Source organism: Burkholderia sp. AU16482, from assembly GCF_002223285.1.
GTDB classification, from domain to species: domain Bacteria; phylum Pseudomonadota; class Gammaproteobacteria; order Burkholderiales; family Burkholderiaceae; genus Burkholderia; species Burkholderia semiarida.
Genome location: NZ_NKEY01000006.1, coordinates 998,174 through 1,011,205, shown reverse-complemented (window position 1 = coordinate 1,011,205; position 13,032 = coordinate 998,174). Strand labels below are relative to the sequence as shown.

Here is a 13,032-nt window from a genome sequence, read left to right as displayed (position 1 = left end):
GCACGCGCGATGCGCGGGCCGCCCGGGCGCTGCGTCGTCACGCGTCGCTCACGCCACCTTGTCGGCGACCCGGTAGCGCTCGAGCCAGTGCGCGTACGGCGCGGGCAGCGTCCACGACGGACGCTCGACACCGAGCTGCCTGGCCGCGTAGTACGGCCAGTGCGGGTCGGCCAGATGCGCGCGGCCGACCATCACGAGATCGAGTTGCTGCTCCGCCACCACGCGATTCGCCAGTTGCGGCGTATCGATCCCCCACGCGGACGACACCGGCAGCCCGGCCTCGCGGCGCACGCGCTCGGCGATCGGCGCGAGAAACGCCGGTCCCCACGGAATCTGGGCGTCGGGCGTCGAGAAGCCGACCGACACGCTCAGCATGTCGAGCCCTTCGAGCTTCATCCGCTGCGTGAGCGCGATCGACTCGGCGAGCGTCTCCTCGTCGCGACCGTCGTATTCGATCACGCCCAGGCGCGCGGTCAACGGCAGATGCTCGGGCCAGACCTTGCGAACGGCCGCGAGCGTGTCGACGAGGAAACGGCCGCGGTTCTCGGCGGAACCGCCGTATTCATCGGTGCGCTGGTTCGAATGCACCGAGAAGAAGCTCTGGCCGAGATAGCCGTGCGCGAAGTGCAGCTCCAGCCATTCGAAACCGAGGTCGCGCGCGCGCCGCGCCGCCGCGACGAAGTCGGCCTGCACGCGCGCGATGTCGTCGCGCGTCATTTCGCGCGGCACCTTCGGCAGATGCGCGCCGAACGGCACGGCCGAAGGCGCGATGGTCTGCCAGCCGCGCGGATCGTCGTCGGCGATATGGTCGTCGCCTTCCCACGGGCGGTTGGCGCTCGCCTTGCGGCCCGCGTGCGCGAGCTGGATACCGGGCACCGCGCCGGCCGCCTTGATCGCCGCGACCGACGGCGCGAACGCGTCGGCCTGCGCGTCGCTCCACAACCCCGCGCAGCCCGGCGTGATGCGACCTTCCGGCGACACGGCCGTCGCCTCCGCGATCACGAGGCCCGCGCCGCCGCGCGCGATGCCGGCCAGATGCACGTGATGCCAGTCGTTGACGACGCCGTCCTCGGCGACGTACTGGCACATCGGCGGCACCGCGATACGGTTGCGCAGCGTGACATCCTTGAGTTTGAACGGTTCGAACAGGGCAGACATCCACGACTCCTTTGCTAGGTTCTGCAAAACGGCTGGGAATACGCCGTGCGGGGCGCACGGCGCAACGATGCGGGCCATCGGCGGGCCGGCTGCGCCCGGCGACGGCAAGGACGCGGCGCCGGCCGGGCCGGCGCCGCGTGTTTAGCGGTGGCCGAGCTTCGCGAGCAGCGCCTCGGCCGCGGGGGCCGACGACGCGGGGTTCTGCCCGGTGATCAGCAGCCCGTCGGTGACGACATGCGGCGCCCAGTCGGCGCTGCGCTCGAATGCCGCGCCGTTGGTCTTCAGCATGTCCTCGACGAGGAACGGCACGACTTCGGTCAACTCGACGGCCGCTTCCTCGCTGTTGGTGAAGCCCGTCGCGCGCTTGCCGCGCACGACCGACTCGCCGGTCTGCGGGTTCTTCACGTGGCGCAGCACGCCCGGCGCGTGGCAGACCGCGGCGACCGGCTTGCCGGCCGCGAGCGCGCGCTCGATCAGGCCGATCGAATGCAGATCCTCGGCGAGATCCCACAGCGGGCCGTGACCGCCCGGGTAGAACACGGCGTCGTAATCGTCCATCGACACATCGGCCAGCTTGCGCGTCGACGCGAGTTCGGCTCGCGCCGCCGCATCGGCGTCGAAGCGGCGCGTCGCGTCGGTCTGGGCCGTCGGGTCGCTGCTTTTCGGGTCGAGCGGCGGCTGGCCGCCCTTCGGCGACGCCAGCGTCAGCTCGACGCCCGCATCCTTGAACCTGTAGTACGGCGCGGCCAGTTCCTCGAGCCAGAAGCCGGTTTTCTTGCCGGTGTCGCCGAGCGTGTCGTGCGAGGTCAGGACAACCAGAATCTTCATGATCGGACACTCCTTCGAAAATGAACGGGGAACGACGCCGCGCGTCGCGGCACGCCTGTCGGTTAGTCAGGCCGCGCGCGGCAACGTGCGAATCATTTCTCCGCATGCGATATATGCCTATTAGACCAGTCGTCTAGAAGCGGCCGAAATAAAACGACGGCATCCCGCTGCCTGAATCCGCCAGGGACGTCGCCGCATTCACCGGCACGGATCATATCCCCGGATTAGACCGGTCGTCTAGAAGAACACGCATTCGCCCCTGCCGACGTCATGGCCTTTGCGACGGCGCGTCGTTCGACCACGCCCGCCGCCCCGCTCATCCGCCCTCGGTTCGCCGCGGCCGGAAGACCTAGCCGCGCAACGGACCGTCCGTGTCGCCCGCTTCGATCGTCGGCGCTTCGAGCCGATGCTCACGCGCGCCGTCGTCCAGCAGCCGCAGCATCAGTTCCGCTAGCGCGCGCCCGGATGCATGCCCGGTCGGCTGCACGACCGCCGTGACACGATACGGATGCGCGATATCGGGCGGCACGCCGTCATAGACGATCAGCGACAGGTCCGCACCCAGGCGCACCCCGCTGTCGACCAGCGCGCGAAATGCGCCGCCGCCCGCGATGTTGTTGTCGACCAGCAGCGCGGTCGGCGGCTCGGCCTGCGCAAGCAGCGCCCGCGCTGCCTGCCCCCCGCCGTCGTGCGTAAACGGGCACTCGACGAGCAGCGCCGGATCCGCGTCGATACCGGCTTCGCGCAATGCCGACAGACAGCCGGCGCGCCGTTGCGCGGCGAAATTCAGCGCCAGCGGTGCGCTGATCATCGCGATGCGCCGATGCCCGAAGCCGATCAGCCGGCGCACCGCGTCGCGCGCGCCCGCCTCGTTGTCGAAGTCGAACCATGCATACGGGCCGGCCGACTGCGTGCGGCCGTACGCGACATACGGAAACGCGCTCGCCTGCAGGTACGCGAGCCGTGGATCGTCGACCAGCGTGCGCGCGACGATCAGCCCGTCGACGAGCTTGCCGTCGACGATCCGCCGGTAGGTGTCCAGTTCCGCATTCGGTCGCGCGGACGCGATGATGAAATCGAGATTGCGCTCGGCGAGCCGCTCGGTGATGCCCGCGACGACCTCGCCGAAGCGCGGATCGCCGAGATCGCCGGCGCCGAACGGATAGACGATGCCGATCATGTCGGCCCGCCCCGTCGCCAGCCGGCGCGCGGTCGGATCGGCCACGTAGCCCATTTCCCGCGCGGCCTTCGCCACGCGCTCGCGCGTCGCCTCGCTGACGTCGTCGTAACCGTTCAACGCACGGCTGACCGTCGTGCGCGACAGACCGAGCGCGTCCGACAGCGCCTTCAGATTCACCTTCACCGTCACTCCTCGCATTCGCCGCTCCGCCCGGCCGCCCGACCATCGGGACACGCCGACCAGGTAATTATTTCCAATTGGTAACGATTACCGTCAATTAAATATCTTTTGCGTTCCAAACCGGTTTGAAATAGCATCCAAACCGGTTTGGACATCGATGCCCACTCAGCCGTTCACTTTCACCTTTCCAGGAAACAACGACGAGATGACATACTTTCCCCTTTTCCGCCCGACCGCGGCCAAACGTTTGCTGCTCGCTGGCGGCGCACTCGCCGCCTTCGCGTCCGTCGCGCACGCGCAGTCCGGCGGCACGGGCGCGCCCATGCCCACGCCCCACACGCAGCAAGCCTACGATCCCGAAGGCAACTTCACGATGCGCTGGACGCGAGCGGACATCCGCCAGATCGTCGCGCAATCGCACACCGCCGGTGCCGACAAGAACTCGCTGCCGCAAGCACTGACGATGCCGGACATCCCGCAGGACTTCCCGCTGATCAACTCGAACGTGTGGGTGTGGGACACGTGGCCGCTGGCCGACCTGCGCGCGAACCAGCTCAGCTACAAGGGCTGGGAGGTGATCTTCTCGCTCACCGCCGATCCGCACGCGGGCTACACGTTCGACGACCGGCACGTGCACGCCCGCATCGGCTTCTTCTATCGCCGCGCGGGCATCCCCGCGTCGCAACGCCCCGCGAACGGCGGCTGGACCTGGGGCGGCCACCTGTTCCCGGACGGCGCGAGCGCCAAGGTATTCGGCACCGCGCCGATGACCAACAACGCCGAATGGTCGGGCTCCGCGCGCCTCACGCACGGCAGCAACGTCAGCCTGTACTACACCGCGACGTCGTTCAACCGCTCGGCGCCCGGCGGCGCCGACATCACGCCGCCGCAGGCGATCATCACGCGCGCCGACGGCAACATCCACGCCGACGACAAGCACGTGTGGTTCACCGGCTTCGGCGATCACAAGCCGCTGCTGGAACCGGACGGCAAGTACTACCAGACCGGCCAGCAGAACACCTACTTCTCGTTCCGCGATCCGTTCGTGTTCACCGACCCAGCGCATCCGGGCAAGACCTACATGGTGTTCGAAGGCAACACCGGCGGCCCGCGCGGCGCACGCACCTGCACCGAGGCCGATCTCGGCTACGCGCCGAACGATCCGAACCGCGAAGACCTCAACGCGGTGATGAATTCGGGCGCAGTGTATCAAAAGGCCAACGTCGGCCTCGCGGTCGCGACGAACCCGCAACTGACCGAGTGGAAGTTCCTGCCGCCGATCCTATCGGCGAACTGCGTCGACGACCAGACCGAGCGCCCGCAGATCTATCTGAAGGACGGCAAATACTACCTGTTCACGATCAGCCACCGCACGACGATGGCGGCCGGCGTCGACGGCCCGGACGGCGTGTACGGCTTCGTCGGCAACGGCATCCGCAGCGACTTCCTGCCGCTGAACGGCGGCAGCGGCCTCGTGCTCGGCAACCCGACCGACTTCTCGGCCCCGGCCGGCGCGCCGTATTCGCAGGACCCGAACCAGAACCCGCGCGAATTCCAGTCGTATTCGCACTACGTGATGCCGGGCGGGCTCGTCGAGTCGTTCATCGATGCGATCGGCCCGCGCCGCGGCGGCACGCTCGCACCGACGGTGAAGGTGAACATCAACGGCACGTCGACGTCGGTCGACCGCGCGTATGGACGCGGCGGCCTCGGCGGCTACGGCGACATCCCGGCGAACCTGCCCGCGACGGGGGCCGGCCACAACGACGGCAACGCCCAGGCCAATTAGGATGACCAACAATAACCGTCGTCGATAAAGGCACGAGGTTCAGGAGGCGCGTATCGCGCGTGTCGCGTGTGCGCCTCCTCTTTTTTCTTTCCTCCATTGCGCATGCCGCCGTTGCAGCGGCATTCGCCCTCCTTTCCCGCTTCGCCCGACGGAGCACCGGATCACGCATGAGATCAATGTTGTTCGGCCTTTCCGGCCCTTCCGGCCTTTCCGTCCATTTCGCCGCGCTGCTGCTTGCCGCGGCCGCCTGCACGCATGCCGCCGCCGCACCCTGCGGCGCGCCGGCCGAAAACGGCACGCCGCAATGGCGCCCGGCCCTCCACTACACGCCGCAGCGCAACTGGATGAACGATCCCAACGGGCTCGTGTACGAGAACGGCCGCTATCACCTGTTCTATCAGTACAACCCGCTCGGCAACGACTGGGGCAACATGTCGTGGGGCCATGCGACCAGCACCGATCTCGTCCACTGGCGCGAGCAGCCGGTCGCGATGCGCGCGAACGCCACCGAGGAAATCTTCTCGGGCTCGATCGTCGCCGATACGCTGAATACGTCCGGCCTCGGCACACCGGGCCACGCGCCGCTCGTCGCGCTCTATACGAGCGTCTACAAGCCCGGCTCGGGTCACGCCCCCGGCATACAGGCGCAGTCGCTCGCGTACAGCCTCGATCGGGGCGCGACCTGGCAGCCGTATGCGCACAATCCGGTGCTGACGCTCGACCCGGAATCGAAGCAATTTCGTGATCCGAAAGTGTCGTGGTATGCGCCGGGCGGCTACTGGTTGATGACGACGGTCGTCGCCGACGCGCACGTCGTGAAGCTCTATCGTTCCGACGACCTGCTCCACTGGTCGTTCCTGAGCGACTTCACGCTGCCCGACGTGCCGCATGCGGGCGCGCTGTGGGAAATGCCGGATCTCGTGCCGCTGCCGCTCGACGACGATCCGAAACGGATCAAGTGGGTGATGATCGTCAACGTCAACCCGTGGTCGATCGCCGGCGGTTCCGGCGCGATGTATTTCGTCGGCAACTTCGACGGCCGCACATTCGTGCCCGACCGCGTCGCGCCGGCCGGCTCGGATCCCGCGCAATTCCGCTGGGTCGATCACGGCGCCGATTTTTATGCGGCCGGCACGTTCTCCGGCGCGCCCGGCGCCCGGCCGGTCGCGATCGCATGGATGAGCAACTGGGATTACGCGGCGAAAGCGCCGACCGCCCCGTGGCGCGGCGCGGCCACGCTGCCGCGCGAGCTGTCGCTGAAGACGATCGACGGCGAGCCAACCCTCGTCGTCGCGCCAGCCGCCGCCTTCGACGCGTGGGCCGACGGCCGCCCCGCCGTGCACGAAGGCGACGTCACGGTCGACTCCGCGACGCGGGTGCTGTCGGCCGCGACGCGCGGCGTCGTCCAGCGCATCACGGTGACGATCTCGCCTCGGCATGCGGCGCGCGCGGGCCTGATCGTCCGGCGCTCGGCCGACGGCTCGACCGGCACGCGGATCGTGTACGACACGACGAAGCGCACGCTGACGCTCGACCGGTCGCAATCCGGCGACACGAATTTCGCCGGCACGTTCAGCCGCGAGCACATCGTCGATCTGCCGCTCGAGCACGGGCAACTGCGGCTCGAAATCGTCGTCGATCGCGGGTCGGTCGAAGTATTCGCGAACGGCGGCCGCGTGGCGCTGACCGACCTGATCTTTCCGCCGCTCGAGGCGGACCGCGTGGCCGTGTTCGCCGAGCACGGCCGCGCGACGTTCTCGGGATTGACGGTGACGCAGCTGAAAGCCGGCGACGATACGCGTGGCGCCTGCGCGTCCCGATAGGTGCGGGTGACGGGGCCGGCCGCCCGGTATCGCATCGCCGGTGACGGTCCCCGCCCGTCTGGCTCGTCAGAGCAACCCCATCCCGCCCGACGCGATGATTTCCGCACCGACGATGAACGCGGATTCCGGCGCGCTCAGGTGCAGCACCGTCGACGCGATTTCATCCGGCGTGCCGAAGCGGCCGATCGGCACGAGGCCCTTGATTTTCTCGGCCGTCTCGTCGAGCGCCGCCGCATCGAGCCCGAGCTTGCCGTACAGCGGCGTCTGCACGGGCCCGGGGCTCACCACGTTCACGCGCACGCCGTGCGGCAGCAGTTCCGTCGACAACGTCTTCGCGAACGAATTGACGGCCGCCTTGCTCGCCGCGTACACCGACGAGCCGGGCATCCCGACATGCGCGTTGATCGAGCCGTTGATCACGATCGAGGCGCCGCGGTTCAGCAGCGGCACAAGCGACTGGATCTGGAAATACGCGCCCTTCACGTTGGTGTTGAACACGAGATCCCACATCGCTTCGTCGCTGTCGGCGAACGGCGCGAGTTTCGCGACGCCCGCGTTGACGAATACGGCGTCGAGCCGCACGCCGGCGGCGGCGAGCGCATCGGCCAGCGCGCGGGCCGACGCGACGCTGCCGGCTTCGTTGCGAATCGTGAGCGCCCCTTCGCCGAGCGTTTGGCGGGCGGCTTCCAACGTCTGGGCGTCGCGCCCGGTGATGACGACCCGCGCGCCTTCGGACGCGAATGCCCGGGCGGCCGCCAGGCCGATGCCGCTGTTGCCGCCCGTGACGAGGACCGTCTTTCCTTCGAAGCGTTGCATGATGTTCTCCTGTGAACCGGTGAGTTGACCGTGAACACAGGATGCGCGCGGCGCCCGGCCTTGCCGTACGACGGGCGCGACGAACATGTTCGAAAACGTCGAACATGTTCGCGCGGGCGCGTTCAGCCGACCACGTCGATCCCGTCGAGCAGCCGCCGTGCGAGTCTCGGCTCGCGCAATTGCTCCAGCCACCATTGCAGTGCGCGGCCGTCGCGATCGCCGTGCCACGCGACGTACAACAGATTCGGCTCGCGCGGATCGGCCGTCTGCTTCTCGACCAGTTCGCCGCGCGCGAGCAGCGACGCGACGCGCCGGCGCGGCACCCAGCCGACGCCGAGCGCATCGCGCTGCGCGAGGATCTTCGCGCGCATCGACGGCACCGCGAGCACGGCCTGCCCGCCGAGCAGGCCATACGCGCGGCCGGCCGCGCGCCGCGACGAATCGGCGACGACGACCGAGCGGTGCGCACCGATCGCGTCGCGCGTCAGCGGGCCGCGCGCGGACGCCAGCGGATGGCGCGGCGACACCGCGAACACCCACTCCATCGCGCCGAGTTCGAACCACTTGAGGCCTGGAATGGCCGGCGGCTCGTTCGTCGCACCGACGACCAGATCCGCGCGGCCGTCGCGCAACGCTTCCCAGGTCCCGCCGAGCACCTCGTGCGTGAAACGCAGCGACACGCCCGAATCGAGCGCATCGAAGGCGCGGACGACCGGCACGAGCGTATCGAACTCCAGCACCTCGTCGCTGACGATCCACAGCCGGTCCTCCCAGCCGCTCGCGACCTGCCGCACGCGCTGCGTCAGCCGGGCGACGTCGAGCGCGAGCCGCGCCGCCTCGTCGGCCAGCAATTGTCCGGCCGGCGTGAGCTGCAGCCGGTAGCCGCGCCGGTCGAACAGCAGCGCGTCGAAGCGCGTTTCGAGCTGGCGCGCCGCGTGCGACACCGTCGACGGCGCCTTGCCGAGCCGCGCGGCGGCACGCGACAGGCTGCCGGTGGCGCGGATCGCGTCGAGCAGTGCCAGTTCGTCTTCGGACAGCATGAGGTCGCTCCGCGGTGAGGTTTGTCGTGGATCGTAAGGCAGCAGCGCACGGCGGTCCAATCGCGCGATGGCGGCCGCGGCCACGAGCCACGAACCGCCGCCGGCGCGCTCGACTTCCGGTATGCTGGCCGAGGCGAAATGACACGAATCGAGGTAACCACTGCGATGGACATCGCGATCCGCATCGAAGGCCGTCACGACCTGACGGGGCAAATCTTCCGGCAACTGCGCACCGCGATCGTCGACGGGCGTCTCGAAGCCGGCGCGCGGCTGCCGTCGACGCGCGACCTCGCGAAACAGCTCGGCGTGTCGCGCAAGACGACGCTCGACGCGTTCGAGCGCCTGGTGGCCGAGGGTTACCTGAATACGCGCGCCGGCGACGGCACGTTCGTTGCGGACGGCCTCGCGCGCGTGCCGCACGCCGCGGCCGCGTCGGCGCCGTCGATCGTCGACGAGATGCCGCGCATCGACGCGGTCGATGCGCGCGCGCTGTGGAACGACCTGCCGGACGCGCTCGCGATGCCCGCGCCGCACGATTCGCCCGGCTTCGACTTTCGCGGCGGCGTGACCGACAAGACGCTGTTCCCGTTCGACGCATGGCGGCGCTGCCTGCATCACGCGCTGCGCCAGCAGGCGCGCGGCCCCGGCCAGTATCACGATCCGGCCGGCGACCCGCAGTTGCGCGGCGCGATCGCGCGCTACGTCGGATTCAGCCGCGCGGTCGCATGCAGCTGGGACGACGTGCTCGTCACGCAAGGCGCGCAACAGGCGCTCGACCTGATCGCGCGCGTCGTCGTGCGGCCGGGCGACGTCGTCGCCGTCGAGGATCCCGGCTATCCGCCCGCGCGCGCCGCGTTCGCGTCGCTCGGCGCGACGGTGACCGGCGTGCCGGTGGACGCGCACGGCCTCGTCACGGAACGGCTGCCGGACGACGCACGGCTCGTCTACGTGACGCCGTCGCATCAGTTCCCGCTCGGCATGCCGATGACGCTCGACCGCCGCGTCGCGCTGCTCGAATGGGCGCAGCGTCGCCGTGCAGTGATCATCGAGGACGACTACGACGGCGAATTCCGCTTCGAAGGCCGCCCGGTCGAATCGCTGAAGAGCCTCGACCGCACGGGCCTCGTCGCGTACGTCGGCACGTTCTCGAAGACGATCTTTCCCGAGTTGCGGATCGGCTACGCGATTCCGCCGCGCGCGCTGCGCGGCGCGCTGGCCAAGGCGAAGCAGATCGTCGACTGGCACACGTGCACGCTGACGCAGGCGGCGCTCGCGCGCTTCATGCACGATGGCGATTTCGCGCGGCACCTGAAACGCGTGCAGAAGCACTACGACGCGCGGCGCAAGGTGCTGATCGCGCACCTGCGCGGCGAACTCGCGCCGTGGTTCGACGCGATCGTGCCGACCGCCGGCATCCATCTCGCCGCGCACCTGAAGCCGGGGCTCGACGAAGCGGCGCTGGTCCGCGCGGCGCGGGCGCAGGACATCGGCCTGTACGGAATCTCCGCGTTCCACGCGGACGTGCCGGTGCGTGCCGGGCTGCTGTTCGGCTATGGCGGGATCGACGCGCTGCGCATCGACACGGCGCTCGCGAAGCTGGCCCGGCTGCTGGAAGCCGGCATCGCAGGCGGGCCGCCACTGGTTACCTGAATTTCCACGGAATTGGCTATTCAAGCAGGCCAGTACGCGTCCTAAAGTGGGTCCTGTCGCGCCACCCCGGCGCTACCCAACCGAAAAGGACCTGCCATGCAACCGCGCCTGAACTTCTATGCCGCCAGCCCGAATGCGATCAAGGTGATGCGCAACGCCGAGGAATTCCTCGCGAAGTGCTCGATCGAGAAGCCGCTCGCCGAACTCGTCCGTCTGCGTGCGTCGCAGATCAACGGCTGCGCGTTCTGCGTCGACATGCATACGAGCGACGCACGCAAGGGCGGCGAAACCGACCGCCGTCTCGCGACCGTCGTCACGTGGCGTGAAACGCCGTTCTTCACTGAGCGCGAACGCGCGGCGCTGGAATGGACCGAGGCGCTGACGCTGGTGGCCGGCAACCACGTGCCCGACGCCGTCTGGGAAGCCGTGAAGCCGCATTTCACCGACGAGGAGCTGTTCGACCTGTCGATGCTGATCGCGACGATCAACTCGTGGAACCGCTTCGCGATCGCGTTCCGCAAGATGCCCGAGTAAGGCGGCGACGATGATTCGCTCCCCGCTCCATCGCATCGCGCCGTGCATCGGGCTCGTGCTCGCGGCGGCACTGCCGGCCGCCGCCCACGCGCACGACGCCGGCGACAGCGTCCACGCGATCATGCAGCAGGCCGTGCCCGAAGCGCCCGGCAAGCTCGTCGTCGTCGCGACGGTCGACTATGCGCCCGGTCAGGCGTCCGACGCGCACCGGCATCTCGGCTCGGTCTTCGCGGTCGTGTCGAAAGGCGAAGTGCTGTCGCAGGTGAACGGCGGCCCGCTGCGCCGCTATCGCGCCGGCGAAGGCTGGTACGAGCCGCCCGGCTCGCGCCATCAGGTATCGCGCAACGCGAGCGCGACCGAGCCCGCGCAACTGGTCGTGTTCGGGCTGACGGGCGAGCATCAGCCGCTGAAATCGCCGATCGATCAGTGATCCGGAGAATCGGACGAATCGGGCGAATGCTCGCGACGTAAACGAAAAAACCGGCTCGAAAGCCGGTTTTTTCATACCGCATGCCGTGAGCGGCGCTCGCGCGCCGCGCGACGTTTAGAAGCGGTGGATCATGCCGACGCCGACAGCGATCTGGTTCTGCTTCGAACCTGCCGCCACGCCGTCGCCGATCTGCGTCGTTGCTGCCTGGATGGTGCCAGTCTTGCTCAGCGTATTGCCCGACGCGTGCTGGTAAGCCTCGAGTGCGTACAGGCCCGTGCGCTTCGACAGGCTGTAGTACTGCGACAGCGTGACCTGATGGTACTTGGCCGCGCTCGTGATGCCGTTCGACTGCGTCGCCGCCGTGTACGAGTAGCCGACCGCGAAGTCCCACTGAGCCGCTGCCTTCCAGTGCAGCACGGCGCCGGCCGTGTTGAAGATCGCGCTGTTGCGGAACACCGAGCCGACGCCCGGCGTGTACTTGACGTTCGTGTACGACGCCGACACATCCCACGCCGGCGTGAACTGGTAACCGGCCGTCACGCCGATGCGCTGCTGCGATTGCGCCGTCTGATAACCGGCATTGAGCGCCGACACCGCCGGCTGGCCGCCGCTCGTGACCGTCGAGTTGTCGCCCCACACGCCGCCGCCGAGCGTCGAGTTGTTGACCTTCTGATAGCCGACCGCGATGCCTGCCGGGCCGTTCAGGTACTGGACCGCCGCGCTCCACGTCGAGCCGCGGTTGACGCTGCCCGGCACGCCGCCGAACGAGTACGAACCGCCGACCGTGAAGCCGTAGAACTTCGGCGACATGTAGACGAGCGAGTTGTTCGCGCGGTAGCTGGTATCCAGCGAATCGATATCACCCGGGTGCGCGCCGTATGCGCCCGTCAGCCACGTCGTCGGGCTGTACGGCGACAGCAGCGTGTAGTACGCCGTGTACTGACGGCCGGCCGTCAGCGTACCGTACGCCTGGTTCGTCATACCGACCCATGCCTGGCGGGTGAAGATACCGCCTGCCCATTGCGACGCGCCGGTCGCCGAGTTCACGCCTGCTTCCAACTGGAAGATCGCCTTCGTGCCGCCGCCGAGATCTTCGCTGCCCTTCAGGCCGAAGCGGCTGCCTGCCCATACGCCGGTGGACATCGATACCTTCGAGTGACCGCCGGTCGTCGCACCCGTCGACGGGGCCGCGTTGTTCTGGTATGCCAGGCCGTTGTCGACGATACCGTACAGGGTCACGCTGCTCTGGGCGTGGGCGGCGGTAGCGGCTGCGAGACCCACTGCCGTCATGGCGAAAGCGACGCGCTTTTTCATTGATTCTCCGTCCTCAAAGAATGTTTCTTTTCTGGTGTGGTTTTGTGACCGACACATGTGCGAGTACATGCCGACGCGATTCTGACGGATTACCAATTGTTTCCCAACATGTGCAGTCGGTCATCGTATGATCGACGCAACGCGGGCGTTCACCAAACGGTTACATAACAGCTCGAAATGCTTGTGCGGCGGGCCTTTCCGGCATTTGCCGGTGAAAACCCTAGCTTTACATTTTTACGGGTGCAACGCGACCGTCCGATGTCGTCAGACGCCTTCGGCAACCAAACATC

The 13,032-nt window shown here is 68.3% G+C and carries 11 protein-coding genes; 5 read left to right on the top strand and 6 right to left on the bottom strand.

Features of this window, described 5'->3' with window-relative positions; all coding sequences use genetic code 11:
- Positions 1–48 precede the first annotated feature (48 nt).
- From CFB35_RS21910 to CFB35_RS21900, 3 genes are all read right to left on the bottom strand, one after another.
- Positions 49–1,158 (bottom strand): NADH:flavin oxidoreductase/NADH oxidase, encoded by a 1,110-nt coding sequence (locus CFB35_RS21910; RefSeq protein WP_089465556.1) that lies wholly within the window; start codon positions 1,156–1,158, stop codon positions 49–51.
- Positions 1,159–1,299: 141 nt separating this feature from the next.
- Positions 1,300–1,986, bottom strand: coding sequence for a type 1 glutamine amidotransferase domain-containing protein (locus CFB35_RS21905; RefSeq protein ID WP_089465555.1), 687 nt, complete (start codon positions 1,984–1,986; stop codon positions 1,300–1,302).
- Positions 1,987–2,335: 349 nt separating this feature from the next.
- Positions 2,336–3,364 carry a substrate-binding domain-containing protein gene (locus CFB35_RS21900; protein WP_089465554.1) on the bottom strand — a complete coding sequence of 343 codons (1,029 nt, stop codon included), beginning with the start codon at positions 3,362–3,364 and terminating at the stop codon, positions 2,336–2,338.
- A gap of 187 nt (positions 3,365–3,551) precedes the next feature.
- Between CFB35_RS21900 and CFB35_RS21895 the strand changes: the two genes are divergently transcribed.
- Positions 3,552–5,135 (top strand): glycoside hydrolase family 68 protein, encoded by a 1,584-nt coding sequence (locus CFB35_RS21895; protein WP_060311016.1) that lies wholly within the window; start codon positions 3,552–3,554, stop codon positions 5,133–5,135.
- 176 nt (positions 5,136–5,311) lie between these two features.
- Positions 5,312–6,958, top strand: a complete 1,647-nt coding sequence (locus tag CFB35_RS21890; protein ID WP_373453022.1) for a glycoside hydrolase family 32 protein — start codon at positions 5,312–5,314, stop codon at positions 6,956–6,958.
- Positions 6,959–7,024: 66 nt separating this feature from the next.
- Here the strand turns inward: CFB35_RS21890 and CFB35_RS21885 are convergent, their stop codons facing one another.
- A complete protein-coding gene (locus tag CFB35_RS21885) occupies positions 7,025–7,774 on the bottom strand; it encodes an SDR family oxidoreductase (protein ID WP_060011344.1) in 750 nt (249 codons plus the stop codon).
- Between the two features lie 122 nt (positions 7,775–7,896).
- Positions 7,897–8,814 (bottom strand): LysR family transcriptional regulator, encoded by a 918-nt coding sequence (locus tag CFB35_RS21880; protein ID WP_059574534.1) that lies wholly within the window; start codon positions 8,812–8,814, stop codon positions 7,897–7,899.
- A gap of 165 nt (positions 8,815–8,979) precedes the next feature.
- Between CFB35_RS21880 and CFB35_RS21875 the strand changes: the two genes are divergently transcribed.
- The 3 genes from CFB35_RS21875 (at position 8,980) to CFB35_RS21865 (ending at position 11,428) form a co-directional block, all read left to right on the top strand.
- On the top strand, positions 8,980–10,464 hold the full coding sequence (locus CFB35_RS21875; RefSeq protein WP_060011342.1) for a PLP-dependent aminotransferase family protein: 1,485 nt from the start codon (positions 8,980–8,982) through the stop codon (positions 10,462–10,464).
- A 96-nt stretch (positions 10,465–10,560) separates the two neighbouring features.
- Positions 10,561–10,998: a carboxymuconolactone decarboxylase family protein gene (locus tag CFB35_RS21870; RefSeq protein ID WP_059574538.1), complete on the top strand. Its 438-nt coding sequence runs from the start codon at positions 10,561–10,563 to the stop codon at positions 10,996–10,998.
- A gap of 10 nt (positions 10,999–11,008) precedes the next feature.
- The gene (locus CFB35_RS21865) at positions 11,009–11,428 is read left to right on the top strand and encodes a cupin domain-containing protein (protein ID WP_059574540.1); all 420 of its coding nucleotides are present in this window, start codon (positions 11,009–11,011) and stop codon (positions 11,426–11,428) included.
- A gap of 114 nt (positions 11,429–11,542) precedes the next feature.
- Here the strand turns inward: CFB35_RS21865 and CFB35_RS21860 are convergent, their stop codons facing one another.
- The gene (locus tag CFB35_RS21860) at positions 11,543–12,742 is read right to left on the bottom strand and encodes a porin (protein WP_059574542.1); all 1,200 of its coding nucleotides are present in this window, start codon (positions 12,740–12,742) and stop codon (positions 11,543–11,545) included.
- Between the last annotated feature and the right edge of the window lie 290 nt (positions 12,743–13,032).